At 70.1% G+C, this 22,501-nt stretch carries 22 protein-coding genes and 1 tRNA gene; 14 read left to right on the top strand and 9 right to left on the bottom strand.

The features are described 5' to 3' along the window. Positions 1-50: 50 nt before the first annotated feature. The 5 genes from ACWGPE_RS08420 to ACWGPE_RS08400 form a co-directional block, all read right to left on the bottom strand. The gene (locus ACWGPE_RS08420) at positions 51-617 is read right to left on the bottom strand and encodes a PadR family transcriptional regulator (RefSeq protein WP_376930134.1); all 567 of its coding nucleotides are present in this window, start codon (positions 615-617) and stop codon (positions 51-53) included. 43 nt (positions 618-660) lie between these two features. Next, positions 661-1,209, bottom strand: coding sequence for a P-loop NTPase family protein (locus ACWGPE_RS08415; protein WP_231431143.1), 549 nt, complete (start codon positions 1,207-1,209; stop codon positions 661-663). A gap of 33 nt (positions 1,210-1,242) precedes the next feature. Beyond that, positions 1,243-1,425, bottom strand: a complete 183-nt coding sequence (locus ACWGPE_RS08410) for a hypothetical protein (RefSeq protein WP_452048494.1) — start codon at positions 1,423-1,425, stop codon at positions 1,243-1,245. Continuing rightward, complete coding sequence (locus tag ACWGPE_RS08405) at positions 1,422-2,087, bottom strand: DsbA family oxidoreductase (RefSeq protein WP_452048493.1); 666 nt, start codon at positions 2,085-2,087, stop codon at positions 1,422-1,424. Before ACWGPE_RS08405 ends, ACWGPE_RS08410 begins: the two co-directional genes overlap by 4 nt. Positions 2,088-2,202: 115 nt before the next feature. Continuing rightward, entirely contained in the window at positions 2,203-2,679 is a 477-nt protein-coding gene (locus ACWGPE_RS08400; RefSeq protein WP_275505857.1) for an aminoacyl-tRNA deacylase, read from the bottom strand. Between the two features lie 93 nt (positions 2,680-2,772). Here ACWGPE_RS08400 and dusB point away from each other — a divergent pair, with 93 nt between their 5' ends. The 3 genes from dusB to dnaG are packed head-to-tail and all read left to right on the top strand — an operon-like array spanning position 2,773 to position 7,107. Further along, positions 2,773-3,942, top strand: coding sequence for a tRNA dihydrouridine synthase DusB (dusB, locus tag ACWGPE_RS08395; protein WP_231431139.1), 1,170 nt, complete (start codon positions 2,773-2,775; stop codon positions 3,940-3,942). 1 nt (position 3,943) lies between these two features. Next, positions 3,944-5,200: a deoxyguanosinetriphosphate triphosphohydrolase gene (locus ACWGPE_RS08390; RefSeq protein ID WP_231431138.1), complete on the top strand. Its 1,257-nt coding sequence runs from the start codon at positions 3,944-3,946 to the stop codon at positions 5,198-5,200. 50 nt (positions 5,201-5,250) lie between these two features. Next, positions 5,251-7,107: a DNA primase gene (gene dnaG / locus ACWGPE_RS08385; RefSeq protein WP_452048492.1), complete on the top strand. Its 1,857-nt coding sequence runs from the start codon at positions 5,251-5,253 to the stop codon at positions 7,105-7,107. 3 nt (positions 7,108-7,110) lie between these two features. Here dnaG and ACWGPE_RS08380 read toward each other — a convergent pair whose 3' ends face one another. The 3 genes from ACWGPE_RS08380 to ACWGPE_RS08370 all read right to left on the bottom strand — a co-directional run bounded on the left by ACWGPE_RS08380 (position 7,111) and on the right by ACWGPE_RS08370 (position 10,426). Then, positions 7,111-7,677 carry a TlpA family protein disulfide reductase gene (locus ACWGPE_RS08380; RefSeq protein WP_231431136.1) on the bottom strand — a complete coding sequence of 189 codons (567 nt, stop codon included), beginning with the start codon at positions 7,675-7,677 and terminating at the stop codon, positions 7,111-7,113. Next, entirely contained in the window at positions 7,674-8,144 is a 471-nt protein-coding gene (locus ACWGPE_RS08375) for a hypothetical protein (protein WP_231431135.1), read from the bottom strand. The genes ACWGPE_RS08380 and ACWGPE_RS08375 overlap by 4 nt, the downstream gene beginning before the upstream one ends. Before the next feature lie 128 nt (positions 8,145-8,272). Continuing rightward, on the bottom strand, positions 8,273-10,426 hold the full coding sequence (locus tag ACWGPE_RS08370) for a metallopeptidase domain-containing protein (RefSeq protein WP_231431134.1): 2,154 nt from the start codon (positions 10,424-10,426) through the stop codon (positions 8,273-8,275). A 423-nt stretch (positions 10,427-10,849) separates the two neighbouring features. Here ACWGPE_RS08370 and ACWGPE_RS08365 point away from each other — a divergent pair, with 423 nt between their 5' ends. The 9 genes from ACWGPE_RS08365 (at position 10,850) to ACWGPE_RS08325 (ending at position 19,505) form a co-directional block, all read left to right on the top strand. After that, positions 10,850-12,481, top strand: coding sequence for an ABC transporter substrate-binding protein (locus tag ACWGPE_RS08365; protein ID WP_231431133.1), 1,632 nt, complete (start codon positions 10,850-10,852; stop codon positions 12,479-12,481). Between the two features lie 95 nt (positions 12,482-12,576). After that, positions 12,577-13,671, top strand: a complete 1,095-nt coding sequence (locus ACWGPE_RS08360; protein WP_231431132.1) for an ABC transporter permease — start codon at positions 12,577-12,579, stop codon at positions 13,669-13,671. A 1-nt stretch (position 13,672) separates the two neighbouring features. Next, positions 13,673-14,746: an ABC transporter permease gene (locus ACWGPE_RS08355; RefSeq protein ID WP_231431131.1), complete on the top strand. Its 1,074-nt coding sequence runs from the start codon at positions 13,673-13,675 to the stop codon at positions 14,744-14,746. Next, complete coding sequence (locus ACWGPE_RS08350) at positions 14,743-16,440, top strand: ABC transporter ATP-binding protein (RefSeq protein WP_231431130.1); 1,698 nt, start codon at positions 14,743-14,745, stop codon at positions 16,438-16,440. The genes ACWGPE_RS08355 and ACWGPE_RS08350 overlap by 4 nt, the downstream gene beginning before the upstream one ends. Further along, positions 16,440-17,294, top strand: coding sequence for an ATP-binding cassette domain-containing protein (locus tag ACWGPE_RS08345; RefSeq protein WP_452048491.1), 855 nt, complete (start codon positions 16,440-16,442; stop codon positions 17,292-17,294). Before ACWGPE_RS08350 ends, ACWGPE_RS08345 begins: the two co-directional genes overlap by 1 nt. Beyond that, the gene (locus tag ACWGPE_RS08340; protein ID WP_452048490.1) at positions 17,291-18,244 is read left to right on the top strand and encodes a D-isomer specific 2-hydroxyacid dehydrogenase family protein; all 954 of its coding nucleotides are present in this window, start codon (positions 17,291-17,293) and stop codon (positions 18,242-18,244) included. The genes ACWGPE_RS08345 and ACWGPE_RS08340 overlap by 4 nt, the downstream gene beginning before the upstream one ends. Before the next feature lie 88 nt (positions 18,245-18,332). Next, a tRNA-Asn gene (locus tag ACWGPE_RS08335) sits at positions 18,333-18,405 on the top strand. Positions 18,406-18,459: 54 nt separating this feature from the next. After that, the gene (locus tag ACWGPE_RS08330) at positions 18,460-19,203 is read left to right on the top strand and encodes an AzlC family ABC transporter permease (protein ID WP_374201120.1); all 744 of its coding nucleotides are present in this window, start codon (positions 18,460-18,462) and stop codon (positions 19,201-19,203) included. Further along, complete coding sequence (locus ACWGPE_RS08325) at positions 19,200-19,505, top strand: AzlD domain-containing protein (RefSeq protein ID WP_231431127.1); 306 nt, start codon at positions 19,200-19,202, stop codon at positions 19,503-19,505. Before ACWGPE_RS08330 ends, ACWGPE_RS08325 begins: the two co-directional genes overlap by 4 nt. A 65-nt stretch (positions 19,506-19,570) precedes the next feature. Here the strand turns inward: ACWGPE_RS08325 and def are convergent, their stop codons facing one another. Then, a complete protein-coding gene (gene def / locus ACWGPE_RS08320; RefSeq protein ID WP_376930143.1) occupies positions 19,571-20,137 on the bottom strand; it encodes a peptide deformylase in 567 nt (188 codons plus the stop codon). Between the two features lie 40 nt (positions 20,138-20,177). On the opposite strand from def, the gene ACWGPE_RS08315 reads away from it, so the two are divergent. Both ACWGPE_RS08315 and ACWGPE_RS08310 read left to right on the top strand, forming a co-directional pair. After that, a complete protein-coding gene (locus ACWGPE_RS08315) occupies positions 20,178-21,095 on the top strand; it encodes a DMT family transporter (protein ID WP_231431125.1) in 918 nt (305 codons plus the stop codon). A 156-nt stretch (positions 21,096-21,251) separates the two neighbouring features. Then, complete coding sequence (locus ACWGPE_RS08310; RefSeq protein ID WP_231431124.1) at positions 21,252-22,499, top strand: glycosyltransferase; 1,248 nt, start codon at positions 21,252-21,254, stop codon at positions 22,497-22,499. Positions 22,500-22,501 lie beyond the last annotated feature (2 nt).

Below are 22,501 nucleotides of genomic sequence, written 5' to 3'. Positions count from 1 at the left end.
CCGTCATCCTCTCGCGTTGCGGAGGACACGGCATCCCGGCCGGCACCCGATCAGCCCTCGGCCAGGATCGCGTAGAGGCGGCGCCGCGTCTCGTCGAGCGCCGTCACCGCCTGTTGGATCTGCTCGGGCGACCCGCTCCGGCCGACCTGCGCGGCGGCGGCGGCGAGTTCGACACCCGCCTTCGAGAGGGCCCGGTGGGCGCCCCCGTGGACGGTGGGCGACTCCCACGGTGCCGGGCGGTCGGCGGCGGCCGCCGCCTCGGCACGGCCGGCTTCCGTGAGCGAATAGGTCTTGCGCCCCTGCAGCTCGGAGGCGGTGATCAGGCCCTCGTCGGCGAGGAGCTGCAACGTCGGGTACACGGATCCGGCGCTCGGCTTCCACGAGCCGCCGCTGCGCTCCTCGATCTCCTGCATGATCTGGTAGCCGTGCATCGGCTGCTCGGAGAGGAGCGCCAGCACGGCCGCGCGAACGTCGCCGCGCGACATCCGCTTCATTCCGGGGCGCTGTTCGAACGAGGAGCGCAGCTGCTCCATCGCCTCCCAGAGCGCCGCGCCCGGGTTTCCGGCTCCGCCGAACCCCTGGCCGCCGAATCCGCCGGTCGAACGATTCCCATTCATGATGACCTCCCGCGACATGCGAACGATACTCAACGATATATCGCTACTGCGCGGAACGGAAGGTCTTCTCCAGCCATGCCTCGGCATCGCGCGGGCGCCGGAGGCGCACTACTTCGAGGTGCGGTCGCCGCGCTGCGGCCTCGTCGACGAGGGCGCCCCGAGTGGCGTGCGTCGACCACGCCCAGCGCACGATGTGCTCGGGGTCGGTGAAGAACGTGCGCAAGGGTCCCTCGGTGTTGCCGTTCCAGAGCTCCTCGCGGCGCAGCCGGCGACGCACCGTGCGCACGATGACCCGTCGCATCACGAGCGGACGCGCATAGTCGAGGAAGACGAGCACCTGCGCCCGGTCGGCGAGCAGCTCGCGCACGGGCTCGTACTGCCACTCGGTCACCCACGCTGCTTGAGCCGTGAACCTGTCGACGTCATCGGCGAAGCTCGGCCGCGCGGTCCAGTCTGGTCCGTGGAACAGCGCATCGATCTCCTGGTAGGGCAGACCGGATGCCTCGGCGATGCGTCGTGCGAGCGTCGACTTGCCCGCGCCGCTCGCCCCGGCCACGAGGATGCGTCGCGGTACGGCGGGGGAGTCCGGCATCCGACCACTGTAACGAGCGCCGAGCGACTCGGACTACTCGGCGGAGAGCCCCGGAACGTAGCAGACGTCGCCCTCGCAGACCATGGCCCCGGCGGCGCCGGTCACCATGGTGAAGGGCGAGGATGCCTCGGCCGAAGGCGACTCCGACGGGAAGACCTGCGCCGGCGCTGCGAGCGGCGCCGCGCCCGCGGCATCCGCCTCGATCTCGACGCTCACGCGGCGGCGCCGTCGCGCTCGCCCGCGACCTGGGTGAGCACCTGGCCGAAGACCTCGGCGGGCTGTGCGCCCGAGACGCCGTACTTGCCCTCGAAGACGAAGAACGGCACGCCGTTGATGCCGTAGGCGCCCGCCTGGGCGATGTCGGCCTGCACGTCGGCGGCGTAGCGGCCCGACTCGAGGGCCGCGCGCGCGGCGTCGGCGTCGAGACCCGCTTCTGCGGCCAGCTCGACGAGCTCGTCGACGCGGCCGACGTGGCGGCCGTCGGTGAAGTAGGCCTTGAAGAGGATCTCGGAGAGCTCGAGCTGGCGACCCTGCGACTTCGCGAAGTGCAGCAGCTCGTGGGCCTTCAGCGTCTTGGTGTGCTTGAGCGCGTCGAAATCGTAGTCGAGGCCGGCGTTCGCGGCGACGCCCGTGACGTGCTGCAGCATCTGCTGCACGCGCTCGGTCGGCAGGCCCTTGTGCTTCGCGAGGAAGTCGACCTCGCTGCCTTCGAAGTCGACGGGCGTGTCGGGGGCGAGCTCGAACGAGTGGTACTCGATCTCGACATCGGGCGCGTCGTCGCCGAGCGAGGCGAGGCCGGCTTCGAGGTGGCGCTTGCCGATGTAGCACCAGGGGCAGGCGATGTCGGACCAGATGTCGATCTTGATGGGAGTAGTCACGATGGATGCGAACGCATCGGATGGAGGGGGTATTCCCGCGGGCGGGGCTCGGCACACGTCGCCCCTCGACCACCGCGGTGCGCGCCGTTCGGCCACCGCCGATGGCCGACGGCGGTTACTCGGGGTCGCTGAGGTCGGCGACCGTCGCATCGAACGCGGCGATGAGGGCGTCGGCGTCGACGAAGAGGCTCCGCCCGTGCTCGCCGGCGCCCATCGACACGCGGCGGCCCGCGACCGACTCGTCGACGTACACGGGCCACGGGGTGGTCGAGCCGAGGGGGGTGATGGTGCCGCGCTCGTAGCCCGTCGCGGCGAGCGCGAGCGACGCGTCGGGCAGCTGCAGCTTGTTGACGCCGACGAGGGCGCGCAGCTTCGGCCAGCTGATCTTGCGGCCGCCGGGCACGAGCGCGAACAGGAAGCTGCCGTCGCTGCGCTTGACGACGAGCGACTTCACGATGTCGCCGGGGGAGATGCCCATGAGCTCCGCCGCCTCCTCGAGGCTGCGCGCGGCGGGCCGCTCGATGATCTCGACCTCGAGGCCTCGCGCCTCGGCGTCGGCACGCACCCGTTCGGCGCCCGTGAGTTCCGCCATCTCGTCCTCCCCAGTGGCTCGTCTGCTCGAAATCCTAGGCTCGCACGGGCGCGGCGGGCGAGGCGGCGCAGAACTCTGGGAGAATCGTCGGTGATGTCTTCCACCACCCTCACCCGCGGTCCGCTCACGATCGGCGACCTCGAGCTCGACGTGCCCGTCGTGCTCGCGCCGATGGCCGGCATCACGAACACCGCGTTCCGGCGGCTCTGCCGCGAGTTCGGCGCGGGCCTCTACGTCTCCGAGATGATCACGTCGCGCGCGCTCGTCGAGCGCACGCCCGAGTCGATGCGGCTCATCACGCACCACGAGTCCGAGACGCCGCGGTCGATCCAGCTGTACGGCGTCGATCCCAAGACGGTCGCCGAGGCGGTCACCATGCTCGTCGCCGAAGACCGGGCCGACCACATCGACCTCAACTTCGGGTGCCCCGTGCCGAAGGTGACCCGCAAGGGCGGCGGTGCCGCCCTGCCGTGGAAGAGCGGGCTCTTCCGCGACATCGTCGAGGGCGCGGTGAAGGCGGCGGGCGACACCCCGCTCACAGTGAAGATGCGCAAGGGCATCGACTCCGACCACCTGACCTACCTCGAGGCCGGCCGCATCGCCGAGGGCGCCGGCGTCGCGGCCGTCGCCCTGCACGCGCGCACCGCGGCCGAGTTCTACTCGGGCCAGGCCGACTGGTCGGCGATCACGAAGCTCAAAGAGACGGTCACGAGCGTGCCCGTGCTCGGCAACGGCGACATCTGGTCGGCGGGCGACGCCCTGCGCATGGTCGACGAGACCGGGTGCGACGGCGTCGTGGTGGGGCGCGGATGCCTCGGTCGCCCGTGGCTCTTCGGCGATCTCGCGGCGGGCTTCCGCGGCGAGCTCGCCGACGGCGACGACGCGCTCTTCCGGCCGTCGCTCGGGCAGGTCGCGCAGACGTTCCGGCGGCACGCCGAGCTGCTGACCGACTTCTTCGACAGCGAAGAACGCGGCTGCCGCGACATCCGCAAGCACGTCGCCTGGTACTTCAAGGGGTACCCGGTCGGCGGCGACCTGCGCGCCCGCCTCGCGACCGTCGAGTCGCTCGCGATGCTCGACGACCTGCTCGGCACGCTCGACTGGACGATGCCGTACCCGGGCGAGGGCGCCGAGGGCCCGCGCGGTCGGGCCGGCACGCCGAAGAACCCGTCGCTGCCCGACGGCTGGCTCGCCTCGCAGGAGCTCGAGGGCCACGATCGGGTGACCCTCGTCGACGCCGAGCTCGACACGAGCGGCGGCTGAGATGGCGGCGCGACTCTTCGGCGGCTACGAGGCCGCCGACAGCGAGCGGATGCTGCCCGAGGAGCACTACTCCCGGCGCAGCGACTTCGCGCGCGACCGGGCGCGCCTGCTGCATTCGAGCGCCCTGCGCCGCCTCGCCGCGAAGACCCAGGTGCTGAGTCCGACGGCCGGCATCGACTTCGCCCGCAACCGGCTGACCCACTCGCTCGAGGTGGCCCAGATCGGCCGCGAACTCGCCGACAACCTCGGCCTCGACCCCGACGTCGTCGACACGGCGTGCCTCGCGCACGACCTCGGCCACCCTCCGTTCGGGCACAACGGCGAGAAGGCGCTCAACACCTGGGCCGCCGACATCGGCGGGTTCGAGGGCAACGCGCAGACGCTGCGGCTGCTCACCCGGCTCGAGCCGAAGGTGTTCGGCGCCGACGGCCGAAGCTACGGCCTCAACCTCACCCGGGCGAGTCTCGACGCGAGCTGCAAGTACCCGTGGCCGGAGGCGTCGGGCGTCGCCGACCCGTCGGGGCGGCAGAAGTTCGGGTTCTACCACGACGACGTCGCCGTGTTCGAGTGGCTGCGCGCCGGGGCGCCCGAGCGGCGCCTCTGCATCGAGGCGCAGGTGATGGACCTCTCCGACGACATCGCCTACTCCGTGCACGACTTCGAGGACGCCATCGTCAACGGGTACATCGACGTCGAAGCGCTCGGCGCCCGGGTCGACCACGACGAGCTCGTCTCGTCGATGTACGAGTGGATCGGCGGGGCGATCCCGCACGACGAGCTCATCGCCGCGTTCGACCGGCTCGACTCGCTCGACGTCTGGCTCGACGAGTGGTCGGGCAGCAGGCGCGACCAGTCACGGCTCAAGAACCTCACGAGCCAGCTCATCGGCCGCTTCGCGCACGCCGCGACGGCGGCGACGCGCTCCGCGTTCCCGCTCGCGAGCCTCATCCGCTTCGACGCCGACGTCGTCGTGCCGCGCGAGATCCAGGCCGAGATCGCCGTGCTGAAGGGCATCGTCGCGGCGTTCGTGATGTCGCGCAACACCCGGCAGCCGATCTACGTGCAGCAGCGCGAGGTGCTCGCGTCGCTCGCCGACGTGCTCTACGCGACGGGCGACCGGCATCTCGACGCCGGCTTCGCCGAAGACTGGGCCGCCGCCGACGACGACCAGGCGCGCAGGCGCGTCGTCGTCGACCAGGTCGCGAGCCTGACCGACCAGTCGGCGCTGAGCTGGCACGAACGGCTCGTGCGGCACTGATTGCGCACGACGACGGAACCACGACGACCGAGGACGAATAGGATGTGAGCATGGCGGGCCGGATTCGACAGAGCGATGTCGAAGAGGTGAAGGCCCGCACGAACATCGCCGACATCATCGGCGAGCACGTGAGCCTCAAGTCGGCCGGCGTCGGTTCGCTGAAGGGCCTCTGCCCGTTCCACGACGAGCGCAGCCCGAGCTTCAACGTGCGGCCCGGCGTCGGTTACTACCACTGCTTCGGCTGCGGCGAGTCGGGCGACGTCTACAGCTTCCTCCAGAAGATCGATCACGTGTCGTTCACCGAGGCGGTCGAACGCCTCGCCGGTCGCATCGGCTTCGAACTGCACTACGAAGACGGCGGGCCCGCCGCCGACCACGGCAACCGGGCGCGACTGCTCGCCGCGAACCAGGCGGCCGCCGAGTTCTTCGTCGAGCAGCTGGTGCAGCCGGCGGCCGACATCGGGCGGCGGTTCCTCGGCGAGCGCGGCTTCGACGCCGAGGCGGCCCGACGGTTCGGCGTCGGGTTCGCGCCGAAGAGCTGGGACTCGCTCACGAACCACCTGCGCGGTCGCGGGTACTCGACCGAGGAGCTCGCGGCGGCCGGACTCGTGTCGCAGGGCGACCGCGGCGTCTACGACCGGTTCCGCGGCCGGCTCGTCTGGCCCATCCGCGACGTCACCGGGCAGACCGTCGGCTTCGGTGCGCGGCGCCTGCTCGACGACGACAAGGGCCCCAAGTACCTCAACACCCCCGAGACCGCGGTCTACCACAAGGCGCAGGTGCTGTACGGACTCGACCTCGCCAAGCGCGAGATCTCCCGGTCGCAACGGGTGGTCGTCGTCGAGGGGTACACCGACGTGATGGCCTGCCACCTGGCCGGGGTGACGACCGCGATCGCGACGTGCGGCACGTCGTTCGGCGTCGATCACATCAAGGTGCTGCGGCGCGTGCTCGACGACTCTGGCGTCGGCGAGGTCGTCTTCACGTTCGACGGCGACGAGGCGGGGCAGAAGGCGGCCATGCGCGCGTTCGCCGAAGAGCAGCGGTTCGCCGCCCAGACCTTCGTCGCGGTCGCCCCCGACGGGCTCGACCCGTGCGACCTGCGCCTCGCCCGCGGCGACGCCGCCGTGCGCGCCCTGGTCGAGTCGCGCACCCCGATGTTCGACTTCGTGATCCGGCACACGCTCGCCCGCTTCGATCTCGAGACCGTCGAGGGCCGGGTCGGCGCGCTCCGCGCAGCGGCCCCGGTCGTCGCCGACATCCGCGATGCGTCGATCCGCCCCGGCTACACCCGAGAGCTCGCCCGCATGCTCGGCATGGAGCTCGGCGAGGTGACGCGCGCCGTGCGCGCGGCTGCGGGCCGCGATCGCGGCGCGACCGCGCGGGCCGAGGCATCCACACCCCGGGTGGCCGCGACCGACGGCGACGACCGGCCGTTCTCGATCACCGCGCTGCCGCGCGACCCGTCGACGAGGCTCGAGCGCGACGCCCTGCAGGTGATGCTGCAGTTCCCCGAACGCGTGGGCGACGACCTGCTGCGCCATGCCGTCGACTCGCGTTTCGGCAACGCGACGCTCGCCGTCGTGCGCGACGGCATCGCCTCGGTGCTCGGCTCCACCGACCCCGTCGTGCGCGTCGACCGGGTCATCGCCGAGGTGCCGCAGCCGTTCGCCGGCGTCGTGCAGCAGCTCGCGGTACTGCCGGTGCCGCAGCGCAGCGACGCCGAGCTCGAGGCGTATGTGCAAGGCGTCGTCAGCGCGCTCGTCGACCGCGAGCTGCTGCGGCAGAAATCGGAGCTGCTCGGCCGCCTGCAGCGGCTCGACCGGGCCGATCAGGCGACGTACTCGGCACTGCAGCGCGCGCTCGTCGAGCTCGAGCAGGAGCGGCGGGCCCTTCGCGCCGAGTAGCGCTCAGCCCGCGGTGAGCACGATCGCGTCGAGCTGCTCGCGGATCGTGTCGGCGTCGGCGCCCGTGGGCCAGAGCTTGGCGAGGTGGCCCTCCGCGTCGATCAACGCGGTCATGGGCGGTTCGGTGACGGCGAAGGAGCGCCAGATCTGGAGATCGGGGTCGACGATCACGGGCTGGTCGACTTGCTGCTCATCGAGGTAGCTCGTGAGCTCCGCGACATCGCGGTCGCCCGAGACCTGCACGATCGCGATGGCGTCGCCGTACTCGTCGGCGATCGTGGAGATCACCGACTGCTGCTCGGCGCAACTCGTGCACCAACTCGCCATGAACTGCACGATGAGCGGTCGACCGGCCGCGAGCGCCTCGAGGTCGACGCGGGTGTCGTCGACGAGTCGGCCGTCGAGCGCGGGCGCGTCGGGGGCGCCGTCGACCGCAGCGAACGACGCGTCGGCGGGGAGCTGCCCGGGGAGCCGGTCGGCGCCGCCCCTTGGCCCTGACGCGCAGGCGGTCATCATGAGCACGAGCGCGGCGACGACGGTGAACACTGCGGCTGATCGGGGCGGCGTCATTCTGCTCCTTCGGAGGACGGGTCGACCGACGCGAGGGCCGGCACGAAGATCATGGTCGCAGGTCCGTCCACGACGTGCTCGGCGACGACGTCGCCGTCGATGCTCACGCTGTACGTGCCGCTCTCGAGGGTCGCGGCATCGAGCACGAAGCGGCAGAAGGTCGGGATTCGCGGGGCGGTGCCGTAGTCGATGTCGTCGACCTTCACCGCCTCGCCGTCGCCGAGCACCGCGTGGTAGGACTCCCGGCCGTCGGCGTCGATGAGTGCGAGCTCGGCGCCCTTGTGGAACCCGAGGTAGGGCCTCGCGCCCGAGCAGACGGCGCCGAGTTCCCGAAGGCTGCCGTCGCGAACGACGAGCTGGACCTCGCCTCCGGCCGCGTCACCGGGGGAGGCGCACCCGGCGAGCGCGGCGGCGGACAGGGCGAGCGCGGCGCACAGCGTCGCGCGGGGGATCGGTCGGAATGCCATGTCGCCTCCTGCGGCCCGCGGTCGGGCGGGCGTGGTCGTGGTCGGTCGAGCACGATCGCCGACGGTGCGCCCGCGGAACCGGAACCGAGGGGTTCCGGTTCCGCGGGTCGCCGATCGATGCGCCCGACTCAGCGGGCGTTGCCCGGTGCGTCGAGTTCGCAGGTGATCGTCTCGGTCGCCGAGGGGTCGTTCTCGGACGTCGCGGTGACCGTGACGGTGGCGTCACGGGCGGCGTCCGCACCCCGGGAGGCGTAGACCGGAACGGTGATCGTCTCGCCGGCGGCGGCGGAGACGATGCTGCTCGGAGTGTTCACCGACCAGCCGCGGCCGTCGATCGACGTCGTGAGACGGTAGATGTCGCTGTTCGCCTTCGCATCGGCGACGGCGTCACCCGTGTTGGTCAGCGGCACCTGGCACTGCGCGATCGAGACGCCCTTGGCCTGCGCCTGACCGTGCATGGACGCGAGGTCGCCCTTCACGATCGCCTTTCCGAGATCGACGCCGCGGGCCTGGGGGCCCGCGCTCACCGTCGAGCGCACCGCCACGTCGTACGACAGGATGCCGTCGTCGTCGCGCTCCATGTTCAGGATGTAGAAGTGCAGCCCGTTGGCCTCGTCGACGTACTCGTACTCCGAGCCCGAGTCGTTGCCGGCATGGAACAGCGCATCGTTCAGCTGACGCTGGTCGCCACGCGTGATCATGATCGGCGTGCCGTCCGGGCGGACGTAGTCGACCGTGTCGATGTTCTGCGGGTTCGCGTCGACCGTCCAGATGAACGGGTTGCGGTCCTGGTTCTTCGTCTTCGCGATCATCACGCCGTGGTCGGGCTGGAACGAGTCCGTGCCCATCCGGTCGATGACCTCGACGGTGTAGTTGTCGAACGAGCCGCCGTCGCAGTCGAACTGCGCCCGTCGGGTGCACGTGCCGGTCGAGTTGTCGGCCGCCGCAGCGTCGGGCTTGTCGAACACGAGGTTGATGCCGGTGAGCTCGCCCGGCCGCATGACCGCGCGCGAGGTGACCTCGGTGACCACCGAACCGAGCGCGTCGAGCTCGGACTCCTGCAGGTTCAGGTAGTTCGACGGGTCGATGATCCCGAGCTTGATGCGGTTGCGCAGCGCGACGCCCGCGGGCTGCGAGCCGCCGGCGACCGACGGAACGCTCCAGCGCTCGTGCGTGCCGCCGGGACCGTTGAACGAGCCGCGCGCGAGCACGTCGAACGGGCCGCTCGTGTCACGGAGCGGACCGCCGTCGTCGGCCTCGGTGCCGTACGGGTTGCCGTAGTTGTCGGAGATCCCGAGGATGTGCGAGAACTCGTGCGCGAAGGTGCCCATGCCCGAGGACTCGGCCTGCGTCGAGTTGCCGGCGCGGCCGTTGGACGGGAAGTTCGCGTTCGGCCAGTGGTTGATCGCGGCCTGCCACGACGTCCACGGGATGTAGCGGGTCTTCGCCCAGTTGGCCATCGGCTGCCCGTTCTGGTCGAGCGCCTGGCCGTTCTCGTCGCGCGGCGGGCCGAAGTCGTCGGTGACGTCCTCGGGCGACTCGAACAGCATCTGCCCGAACTCCTCCCACGTCGACGACTCGTCGTGCCCGGCCGTGATGTAGAACACCTGGTCGAACTCCTTGAGCGGGTCCGGCACGCCGAGGTCGGCACCCCAGAGCGCGAGCGCGTCGGTGCGCAGCACCTTGTCGCACGACTCGCCCTGCGGGCAGTACGCCGCATTCGGCTTGTTGAACGAGTCGTTCAGGCCGTACTCCTCGATGTTGCCGGGGAGCTGGTACGGACCGAACGCCTCCATCTGCACGCTGAGCCGACCACCCGACTGCTCCATCCAGTAGTCGTTGATGGTGCGGCCGTGGTTGAGCTCATTGGGCGTGTTCAACAGGTCGAGGTAGAACTGCGGCACGTCCTCGCGGTCGAGACCGTTCGCGAGCCCCGACGGGTCGCCGAAGGGGTGCGAACCCTCGGGCTGGGTGACGAGGAACGGCTGGTTCTCGAAGTCGAGCAGCACGATCGCGCCGTTGAACTGCCGCTCCGACCCCTCGGTGTCGCTCGCCCAGTCGGTGCCGGGGACGCCGACGTAGTCGTCCCAGGTCATGTCGTCCATGTTCTCCCAGTGCTGCGGGTCGACGGGGTCGAGCACCGCTGGGTCGAACGAGTCGGGCGGCGCCGCCATTGCGGCCCCGCTCGAGACGGTTGCGAGCGTGATGACGCCCAAGGCCGCGGCGACGGCGAGTCCGCCCCGTCGGATCCCAATTCTGCGTCGGTGTTGGTGTCGTGACACGTGAACCTCCCAGATCGTGTCTCTCGCGGGACGATGCAGCCCGCATGCATCACGTGTGGAGGCGGCACATAGCCGCCGGCTAGGTGATTCCCCGGATCCTTTCACCGACGAGATCCCGCGCGACAGGGATTCGACCGTTTCAACGCATGGGAGATTCCGATGGTTATGCATCGGTATTCCCGAACAGTGCAGTCGTGCCGAGTGCCGCGGATGCATCGGCCGATGCGCGTGGAACAGCGGAATCCGGCGTCCTGAGTGGCATCACGCCGATCCGTTGCGCGGAAGATTGCAGATCAATAAACATTGCGGGCGAGGGAGGCCCGCCAATGCGCCGCGACCGGTCCGTGTGCTAACTCTGGGATACGAGAACGCGCCGTGGACGCCGCGGTGCGCTTCAGTCCTGACAGGAAGAGGTAGACGGATATGACATCCGCATCCAAGAACGGACGCCGCGCGCTCATCGCGGCTGCCGGGCTCTCGGTCGCCACGCTCGCGTTGGCCGGCTGCTCGGCCGGCGGCGGCGACAACGGCGACGGCGCCTCGGGCAGCACGATCACCGTCGGCACCACCGACAAGGTCACCGCGCTCGACCCGGCCGGCTCGTACGACAACGGTTCGCTCGCGGTGCAGACGCAGGTGTTCCCGTACCTGCTGAACACCGACTACGAGAGCACCGACGTCGTGCCCGACCTCGCCGAGAGCGCCGAGTTCACGGCGCCCACGGAGTACACGGTCACCCTTCCGGCGGGGCTCAAGTGGGCCAACGGCAACGACCTCACGTCGTCCGACGTGAAGTTCTCGTTCGACCGCCAGCTCAAGATCGCCGACCCCAACGGCGCATCGAGCCTGCTCTACAACCTCGACTCGGTCGAGACTCCCGACGACACCACCGTCGTGTTCCACCTCAAGGCGGAGAACGACCAGGTCTTCCCGCAGATCCTGACGAGCTTCCCCGGCGCCATCGTCGACGAGGAGTCGTTCTCGGCCGACGCGCTGACGAGCGACGACGACATCGTCGCGGCGAACGCGTTCGGCGGCCCGTACGCGATCAAGAGCTACGACTTCAACAACCTGATCTCGTTCGAGAAGAACCCGAACTACAAGGGCCTGCTCGACCCGGCGGCGACCGACACGATCAACCTGAAGTACTACGCCGACTCGTCGAACATGAAGCTCGACGTGCAGGAGGGCGGCATCGACGTCGCCTACCGCAGCCTCTCGGCGACCGACATCGACGACCTCAAGGGCAACGACAAGGTCAAGGTCGTCGACGGCCCCGGCGGTGAGATCCGCTACATCGTCTTCAACTTCGACACCCAGCCGTACGGTGCGAAGACCGCCGAGGCCGACCCGGCCAAGGCGCTCGCGGTGCGTCAGGCGCTCGCCGACCTCATCGACCGCGACGCGCTGAGCGAGCAGGTCTACAAGGGCACCTACACCCCGCTGTACTCGTACGTCCCCGAGGGCCTGGCCGGCGCGATCGAGCCGCTGAAGGACCTCTACGGAGACGGCCAGGGCGGCCCCGACGCCGAGAAGGCGAAGGCGACGCTCGAGGCGGCGGGAGTCGAGACCCCGGTCGAGCTGCACCTGCAGTACAACACCGACCACTACGGTCCCGGCTCCGGCGACGAGTACGCGCTCATCAAGGACCAGCTCGAGGCGGACGGCCTGTTCAAGGTCGACCTCCAGTCCACCGAGTACGTGCAGTACTCGAAGGACCGCGTCGCCGATGTGTACCCGGCCTACCAGCTCGGCTGGTTCCCCGACTACTCGGACGCCGACAACTACCTCACGCCGTTCTTCCTCATCGAGAACTTCCTGAGCAACCACTACGCCAACCAGGAGGTCAACGACCTCATCCTCGAGCAGGCCGTGACGCCCGACCCGGCAGCACGCACCGCGCTCATCGAGGAGATCCAGAACAAGGTCGCGGCCGACCTGTCGACCGTGCCGTTCCTCCAGGGTGCGCAGGTCGTCGTGACGGGCACCGACATCGACGGGGCCATCCTCGACGGTTCGTTCAAGTTCCGGTTCGCGCCCCTCACCAAGGGCTGAACCGCCGGATAGAGTCGCTTCAGCGATGAAACGGGTGGCCCGCTCATGCGTGAGCGGGCCACCCGACTTCGAGACCCACCCCCGATAGGCGAACATTGACCTCAACGACGACGGCCCCCGCCACCGGCGCCGAGTCCGCACCGAAGCGATCCAAGAGATCCTCGGGCGGTCCCAGCCTCGGCCGCTACATCATCATCCGGGCACTGCTCATCATTCCGACGGTGTTCATCCTCGTGACGCTGGTCTTCCTGCTGATGCGCACGACCGGCGACCCCATCACCGCGAAGTTCGGCGGGCAGCTGCCACCCGACCAGCTCGCCGAGCGCATCCACGCCGCGGGCTTCGACCGGCCGCTCTTCGTGCAGTACTTCGAGTACCTCGGCCAGTTGCTCACGGGCGACTTCGGCACCACGCTCACGAACAACCGCCCCGTCACCGAGGTGCTCTTCACCTACGGCGCCGCCACGATGGAACTCGCGTTCTACTCGCTCATCGTCGCCTTCCTGATCGGCATCCCCGGCGGCCTCATCGCCGCCTACTTCCGCGACAAGGGGCAGGATGCCTCGCTCCGCGTCTTCGCGATCCTCTGCTATGCGACCCCCGTGTTCTTCTCGGGCCTCCTGCTGAAGCTCGTGTTCTCGGTGTGGCTCGGCGTGCTCCCGGTGAACGGGCGCGCCTCGACGGGTGCGACGATCGCGATCGAGACGCTGCCGAATCCGACCGGGTTCTACACGATCGACGCCCTCATGACCGGCGACCCGGCCGTGCTCGGCGACGTGCTCGCGCACGCCGTCCTGCCCTCGATCGCGCTCGGACTCCTGACGGCCGGCATCTTCCTGCGGCTCGTGCGCACGAACGTCATCGGCACCCTGTCGACCGATTACGTCGACGCGGCGCGTTCTCGCGGTGTGAGCGAGTACCGGCTCGTGCGCAAGCACGCGTACCGCCCGGCGCTCATCCCGATCATCACGGTCATCGGCCTGCAGATCGCGCTCCTCCTCGGCGGCGCGGTGCTCACCGAGACGACCTTCGAGTGGAAGGGCCTGGGCTTCATGCTCGCCGAGTTCCTGAAAGCGCGCGACTTCGTCGCGGTGCAGGGCATCGTCGTGCTGCTCGCCGTGATCGTCGCGCTGACGAACTTCATCGTCGACATCATCGCAGCCTTCATCGACCCGAGGGTGAGGTACTGAGATGACCACGGCTTCCATTCCCGCGGTGCCGAAGCGGCGCCTGCGCGACCGCCTGCCGGTCGTCCACCAGCTGCGGCAGAGCGTCGGCCTGCAGCGCGGCATGCTCGTCGCCGGCCTCGTGATCACGGCCCTGTTCGTGCTCACGGCCCTGCTCGCACCGGTCATCTCGCCGTACGGCTTCGCGCAACTGCGTGGGCCCGACGGCCGGTTCGGCGCGCAGCAGCCGCCATCCGCCGAGCACCTGCTGGGCACCACCTCGGGCGGCTTCGACGTCCTGTCGCGCGTGCTCTGGGGCGCCCAGACGGCGTTGTTCGTCATCATCGTCGCCGTCGTGTGCTCGCTGTTCATCGGCGTGCTGCTCGGCCTCGTCTCGGGCTACTTCGGCGGCTGGTTCGACCGAGTGCTCGTCGTCGTGTGCGACGCGATCTACGCCTTCCCGTCGCTGCTGCTCGCGATCTCGCTCTCGATCGTGATCTCGGGCGGTCAGTCGAGCCTCTGGGGTGGCATCCTCGCCGCTGCGCTCTCGATCACCGTCGTCTTCATCCCGCAGTACTTCCGGGTGATCAGGGCCGAGACGGTCCGCATCAAGGCCGAGTCGTACGTCGAGTCGGCGAAGGTGCTCGGTGCGCCGCACGCGCGCATCATGTTCCGGCACGTGCTGCGCAACGCGACCCGAACGCTGCCGCTCATCTTCACGCTGAACGCCTCGGAGGCGATCCTGACGCTCGCCGGCCTCGGATTCCTCGGCTTCGGCATCGAGCCGACCGCAGCGGCCGAGTGGGGCTACGACCTCAACAAGGCCGTGGCCGACGTGACGAGCGGCATCTGGTGGACCGCCCTCTTCCCCGGCCTCGCGATCGTGCTCGCCGTGCTCGGCATCACGCTCGTGGGCGAGAGCCTCAACGATCTCGCCGACCCGCGCCTGCGCGGCCGTCGGCGAGTCGCCCAGTCCGCCGGCGAAGTCGCCGAGACCTCGGTCGTGCCGGGCGGCACGCTCGTCGCCGGCCCCGGCGGCCTGCGCGGACTCGAAGACGAAGCCACCTTCGACGAGCACGGAATCGAGGTCGAGCGATGAGCACGACGAACACGGTCGTCAGCATCGAGCGCCTCGGCGTCTCGTTCTCGACCGACGCGGGCGCCGTGAAGGCGGTCGACGATGTCACGCTGAGCGTCGAGCGCGGCGAGGTGCTCGCAATCGTCGGGGAGTCCGGCAGCGGCAAGACCGTGACCGCGAAGACGATCCTCGGGCTGCTGCCCGAGACGGCGACCGCGAGCGGCGCGGTGATCCTGTCGAACAAGGCCGGCACGGGCAAGCACGACATCGTGTCGGTGTCGAAGCGCAAGCTCCGCGACATCCGCGGCGCCGATGTCGCCATGGTCTTCCAGGAGCCGTCGACTGCGCTGAACCCCGTGTACACGGTCGGCTGGCAGATCATCGAGGGGCTGCGCGCCCACTCCGAGATCTCGAAGAAGGACGCGCGTGCGAAGGCGATCGACGTGCTGCGCCGGGTCGGCATCCCCGACCCCGAGACGCGCATCGACCACTACCCGCACCAGTTCTCCGGCGGTCAGAAGCAGCGCATCGTCATCGCGATGGCGCTCGTGCTCGACCCCGGGCTCATCGTGGCCGACGAGCCGACGACGGCCCTCGACGTCACCGTGCAGGCCGAGATCCTCGACCTGCTCCGTCGCTGCCGTGACGAGTTCGACATGGGCATCGTGCTGATCACCCACAACATGGGCGTCGTGGCCGACCTCGCCGACCGCGTCGCCGTGATGTACCAGGGCAAGGTCGTCGAGCAGGCGACCGCCGAGCAGCTGTTCGCGGATCCGCAGGACGACTACACGAAGGCCCTGCTCGCGGCGGTGCCGTACGTCGGCACCGGCACCGCGAAGACCGCGGCCCGCGCTGCGGCCCGGCCCGAGGGCTGGGCCGAGGGGACGCCCGTCGTCGAGGCGAAGGGGCTCGAGATCGCGTATCCGGGCCGATTCGGCCGCCAGGGGTTCCGCGCGGTCAACGGCGTCGACTTCGTGATCCGCCCGGGCGAGGTGCTCGGCCTCGTCGGCGAGTCGGGCTCCGGCAAGACGACGATCGGTCGCGCGATCGCCGGCCTGACGAAGGTCACCGGCGGATCGCTCAGCGTGCTCGGCCACGAGATGAACGGCATCCGCGAACGCGAGTTCCGGCAGGTCCGCAGCCGCATCGGCTTCGTCTTCCAGGACCCGGCGTCGAGCTTCAACCCGCTGCTCACGATCGCGGAGTGCGTGGCCGAACCGCTCGTCGTGCACGGTCGCGCGCAGAACGCGGCCGACGCGCGTCACCGGGTCGACGAACTGCTCGAGGCGGTGCAGCTGCCGCGCGCCTACGGCGACCGCTACCCGCACGAGCTCTCGGGTGGACAACGCCAGCGCGCGAGCCTCGCTCGAGCGCTCGCACTCGAACCCGAGCTGCTCATCGCCGACGAGCCGACGAGCGCGCTCGACGTCTCGGTGCAGGCGCGCGTGCTCGAGCTCTTCGACGAGCTGCAGCGCGAGTTCGGCTTCGCGTCGCTCTTCATCAGCCACGACCTCGCGGTCGTCGACCTGCTGGCCGATCGCATCGCGGTGCTCTATCGTGGGGAACTCGTCGAAGAGGGGACGGGCGCCGAGGTGCTCGGCGCGCCGCGCGATCCCTACACGCAGCGGTTGCTCGCCTCCCTGCCCGTGCCCGATCCGGGTGCCCAGGCCGAACGTCGAGAGGAACTGCGCCGGCTCCGGGAGGCAGACTGATGCACCGCAACGCGCACGGCTATCCGGTCGTGCTGAGCGATCTGTCGATCGAGTACCCGGCGCACGGCGCGAGTCCCGCGCACGTCGCGTTGCACGGCGTCTCGCTGACGGTCGCGCCGGGGGAGGTGCTCGGCCTCCTCGGCAGCGCGGGCAGCGGCAAGTCGACCCTCGCGAAGGTGCTCTCCGGCGTCGCCCTCGAGCCGCGCTCGGCCGAGGTGCGGCCGGTGATCACGGGCGGCGAGGCGACCGTGCTCGGGCACGGCCTGCGCCGCCTGCCCAAACGCAAGGTCTCGGAGCTCCGGTTCCACGTCGGCTATCTCGCTCAGGACGCCTCCTCGACGCTGCCCTCGGATCGCAGCGTCGCGGAGATCATCGGCGGCCCCATCCTCGAACGAGATCACCGGTACAACCGGAGGGCCCTCACGACACGCGTCGCGACGATGCTCGACGGGGTGCGCCTGCCGCTCGGCATGCTCGAGAAGTACCCGTTCGAGCTGTCGAGCGGACAGCGCCAGCGGGTGGCACTCGCCCGCGCGCTCGTGCTCGGTCCGTCGCTGCTCATCGCCGACGAGCCGACGGCGGGCATCGACCTCAGCGTGCGCGACGTCGTGGCCCAGCTCATCGGCGATCTCAGCGACCACCACACCTTCTCGGCGGTGATCATCAGCCACGACCTGCCGGTGCTGCGCAGCACCGCGGATCGCATCGCCGTGCTCGATCGTGGCGAGCTCGTCGCGATCGGCACGATCGACGAGGTGTTCGACGATCCGCGGCATCCGTACGTGATGGCGCTGGCCGGCGCGCTCGACGACGGTCACGCGATCACCGACGACCTGGCCGAGCCGCTGGCATGACGGATGCCTCGGGCGCGCGCCGCTCGGGCACGTCGATCGCCGTCGTGCCCGAGGCGGCCCCCGAACTCGTCGCGGCCGTCGAACGCGCGGGCGGGGTCGTCGGGCCGCTCGACGAGCGCACCCGCGGCATCGTGTGGAGCGCCTCGTCGGGCGGCGACGACCTGGCCGAGGTGCTGCGCCGTGCGCCGGGCGTCGAGTGGGTGCAGCTGCCGTGGGCCGGGGTCGACGGATTCGCCGACGTGCTCGCGGGCGTCCGAGGCGACGGCCGCACCTGGACGAGCGGCAAGGGCGTCTACTCGCGACCGGTCGCCGAACACGCGCTGACCCTGACGCTCGCGGCGCTTCGACGCCTTCCTCGGCGAGTCAGGGCCGTCGAGTGGCGTCGCGACGAATCGAGCCGGAGCCTGTTCGGCGCGGACGTCGTCGTCATCGGCGCCGGCGGCATCACCGCGGCGCTGCTGCGGCTGCTCGTGCCCTTCGGGGCACGGGTGTCGGTCGTGCGCCGTCGTGCCGGCGACCTCGAGGGTGCGGCGCGAACCGTGACGACCGATCGGCTCGTCGAGGTCGCGGCCGGCGCCGGTGTCCTCATCGTGGCGGCGGCCCTCACCGACGAGACCCGCGGGCTGGTCGACGCCGACGTGCTCGCGGCGCTGGCGCCCGGTGCGGTCGTCGTCAACGTCGGCCGCGGGCCGATCATCGACACCGACGCGCTCGTGACCGCGCTCGCCTCGGGCCACCTCGGCGGGGCGGGCCTCGACGTGACCGATCCCGAGCCGTTGCCGGTCGGGCACCCGCTGTGGTCCGCGCCCGACTGCCTCATCACGCCGCACGTGGCCGACGCGCTCGCGACGACCCCCGCCCTGCTCGCCGAGCGCGTCGAGCACAACGTGCGCGCGTTCCTCGGGGAGGGCGAATTCGACGGGGTCATCGACCTCGATGCCGGGTACTGACCCGCCCGTCCCTTTCATCCGGTCCGAGGCATCCTCGAATTGGGAGACTGGCCGACCGTTTGCTAGAGTAACGGTGCTGAACAAGCGATCCTCCATAGCTCAATTGGCAGAGCAATCGGCTGTTAACCGATAGGTTCTTGGTTCGAGTCCAAGTGGGGGAGCAAGCGAAAGGCCGCCCGGTGTCCGGGCGGCCTTTCTTCTCTTCGGGAGGCGGCGTGGACGAGCGGGCGGAGGCTTCGGCTGCCGCGGCCGTCGACGCCGCTCGACGCGGGGCAATCCGAGACGGCTTCGCCGTCGGCATCGCGACGGCGGCGTACGGCATCTCGTTCGGAGCCCTCGCGGTCGCCGCGGGGCTCGACGTCTGGCAGACGTGCTTCCTCAGCCTGGTCATGTTCACGGGCGGCTCGCAGTTCGCGCTCGTGGGCGTGCTCGCCTCCGGCGGCGTCGCGGCCGGAGGGTCGGCGATCGCGACGGCGGCGATGCTCGGCATCCGCAACGTCGTCTACGGCATGCGCATGAAGCCGGTCGTCGACGCACCGCACGACGGGCACCGTTCGAGCCTCTGGCGCACGATCGCCGCGGCGTGGATCACGATCGACGAGTCGACGGCGGTCGCGCTGGCGCAGACCGACGATCGCGCCGCGCGCGTCGGATTCTGGGTCACGGGGATCGTCATCTTCATCGGATGGAACCTGACGACCTTCCTCGGCGCGCTCATCGGCGACGCGCTCGGCGACACGAGCGCCTACGGCCTCGATGCGGCGGCCGCAGCCGCGTTCCTCGGCCTGCTCTGGCCGCGCCTGAAGCGGGTGCAGGCCGGCGCCGTCGCCGTCGGCGCCGCGGTGGTCGCGACGATCGCGACCCCCGTGCTCATGCCGGGGCTCCCGGTGCTCGTCGCGGCCCTCGTCGCCGTCGTCGTCGGCTGGTTCGACCTCTTCTCGAGGAAGCGGGCGGCATGACCACGTGGCACATCATCCTCATCGCCTCGGCAGCGACCCTGGCCCTGAAGCTGTCGGGGCACCTCGTGCCCGCGGGCTTCCTCGAGCGCGAGCGTCCGGCGCGCATCGCCGACCTCCTCACGGTGGCGCTCCTCGCCGCGCTCATCGCGGTGCAGACGCTCGGCGCGGGCCAGCAGATCGTCGTCGACGCGCGCGTGCCCGCGCTCATCGTCGCGGCCGCGCTCTACGCGCTCAGGGTGCCGTTCGTGATCGTCGTGTTCGTCGCCGCGGCCGTCGCGGCGGGCATCCGCGCGTTCACCTGACCGGATGCCTCGGGCGACGCCCGCGTGCGCGACCAGCATGCCGCACGAGGCATCCCTCGCGTCGTTCAGCCCTCGAGATCGTCGACCCCGGGCATCCAGGACACGCCCGGCCGGCCCCATCCGAGCTTCTTCGTGATCTTCGCCACGATCTTGCGGTCGGGGTACGACAGCCGGTCGGTGTAGAGGGTTCCGTCGAGATGGTCGTACTCGTGCTGGAAGATGCGGGCGAGCCATCCGTGCGCGTCGATCTCGAACTCGTCGCCGTCGAGATCGGTGGCGCGCAGCAGTGCACGATCGGCACGTCGCAGCCCGAACCGCTCGCCGGGGAACGAGAGGCACCCCTCCGACTCCTCGTCGAGGTCGGGGTCGCCGGGAGGGGGCGGCGAGATGAGCAGTTCGGGATTGATGGCGACGCCCCGCCAGCGGTTGCCCTCCTCGTCGACCCAGCCGTACGTGAAGAGGCGGAGGCCGACGCCGACCTGCGGTGCGGCGAGGCCGACGCCGGGCGCCGCGTCCATCGTCTCGAACATGTCGGCCACCAGGCGGCGTACCTCGTCGTCGATCGTCTCGACAGGTTTCGCGGGGGAGTGCAGCACCGGATCACCGGAGATTCGAATGGGGAGCACGGCCATTCGGCAAGGATATCGGGCGGTGAGCAGGTAGGGTCGTTGCGTGAACCCCGACCTGAGCGACCTCGCGGAGCAGATCCCGCTCGACCCTCAGACGTTCATCGGCATCCCGCTCGCGCTGATCGGCGCCGTCTTCCTCTCGCTGGGTGCGCAGTTCCAGCACCGGGGCGTCGTGAAGGTCGAGTCGCACACGAGCGACACGCTCGGCAAGGGGCTCGACCTGCGGCAGCTCGGCCTGCTGCTCGCCCGTCCGTCGTGGGTGCTCGGCACGCTCATGCTCGGGCTCGCGATCGTCTTCCAGCTCGCGAGCCTCAAGTTCGCGCCCATCATCGTCGTGCAGCCGCTCGGCGCGATCGGGCTCGTGATCACGTCGATCGTGAACTCGCGTGTGAATCACGTGAAGCTCAATCACAAGTCGGTGATCGCCATCATCATGTGCGTCGGCGGCGTGTTCCTGTTCGTCGGCGTCGCCGCGTTCACCGCGGTCGACAAGCCCGTGACCGACGCGCAGCTGATCATCATCCTGCTGATCCTGCTCGTGGTGCTCCTGGTCGCACTCGTCACGTTCATCTGGTTCCGAAAGCGGATCCGGGCGATCTACTACGTGATCATGGCCGGCGTGCTCTACGGCTTCGTCGCCACGCTCGCGAAGGTCGTGCTCGGCGCGATCGAGCAGGGCGGGTTCGGCTGGCTGACGGTGCTCTGCATCATCGGACTGCTGTCGGCGACGGCGCTCGGCGCGTACTTCGTGCAGAACGCCTACGCGTCGGGCCCGCCCGACCTCGTCATCGCCGGTCTCACCGTCGTCGACCCGCTCGTCGCGGTCGTCATCGGCATCGCGGTGCTCGGCGAGGCCTCGCAGGCACCGCCGTGGGCGATGGTCGTATACGTCCTCGCCGGTGCGATCGCCGTGTGGGGCGTGTTCCGCCTCGCGAAGAACCACCCCCAGACGCGTCTCTGAGGCGCGCGCAACCCGAACTTCCGACCCGCCGCCGGGCATCCGTCAGGGTGCGCTGCGTAGACTATGGTCGGATTCAGTCCGCCGCGCTCATCGCCTGCGCCGCGGTACTCGACGGGACCGACCGTCCCGCCCAAGAACTGTGAGGAACCACGACCCGTGTCTGACACCCCCGGTGCGAGTACGCCCGCTGGCGCCACGCCCGACCGCCCCCTCAAGATCCTGATCGGCGCCGACACGTTCGCTCCCGACGTCAACGGTGCGGCGCGATTCGCCGAGCGCCTGGCTGCGGGGCTCGTCGAGCGCGGGCACGAGGTGCACGTCATGGCGCCGGCCGCGAGCCGCAAGCACGGCACCTGGAAGGAGGTGCACGAGGGGCAGGAGCTCACGGCGCACCGCCTGCTCAGCTGGCGCTGGTACCCGCACGACTGGCTGCGGTTCGCGCTGCCGTGGCGCATCAAGCAGAACAGCGCCCGGGTCATCGACGAGGTGAAGCCCGACGTCGTGCACTTCCAGTCGCACATCGTGGTCGGCCGGGGGCTCTCGATCGAGGCCGAGAAGCGCGGCATCCGCATCATCGGCACCAATCACTTCATGCCCGAGAACATGCTCGAGTTCACAATGCTGCCGAAGGCATGGCAGGAGTGGGCGACGGGCCTCGCCTGGCGGGCGGCACGACGTTCGTTCGGGCGGGCCGAGGCGGTCACGACGCCGACCCGCAAGGCCGCGCGCTTCCTCGAGGAGCACACCGGCCTCGAGGGCGTGCACGCGATCTCGTGCGGCATCGACGCGCACAAGTACTCGCCGAACTGGGAGCCGCGCACCGAGAACCGCATCCTCTTCGTCGGCCGCGTGACGGGCGAGAAGCAGATCGACGTGCTGCTGCGCGCGGCCAAGCTGCTGCCTGCAGAGCTCGACGTGAAGGTCGAGATCGTCGGCGGCGGCGACCAGCTGAAGAACCTGCAGCACCTCGCCGTGGAACTCGGCATCGCCGACCGCGTCACGTTCACGGGTCGGGTCACCGATGAGGAGCTGCGCGACGCGTATCACCGCGCCACGGTGCTCGCGATGCCCTCGATCGCCGAGCTGCAGTCGATCGTGACGATGGAGGCGATGGCTTCGGCGCTGCCCGTCGTCGCCGCGAACGCCATGGCCTTGCCGCACCTCGTGCACGACGGCGAGAACGGCTACCTGTTCGAGCCGTCGAGCCCCGAAGACCTCGCGGCGAAGCTGCGGAAAGTGCTGGAGGCGCCCGAGGCCGAGTTCCGCGCCCTGAAAGAGGGGTCGATCCGGCTCATCGCCGCGCACGACATCCAGCGCACCATCTCGACGTTCGAGAGTCTGTATCGTGGGAGGCCGGTGACCGATCCGGTCACCGACATCGCGCCGGCCGCATCCTCGGAGTGATC

The sequence above is a fragment of the Agromyces sp. NPDC055658 genome (genome assembly GCF_053618155.1).
This window is presented reverse-complemented; position numbering and strand designations above follow the sequence as displayed.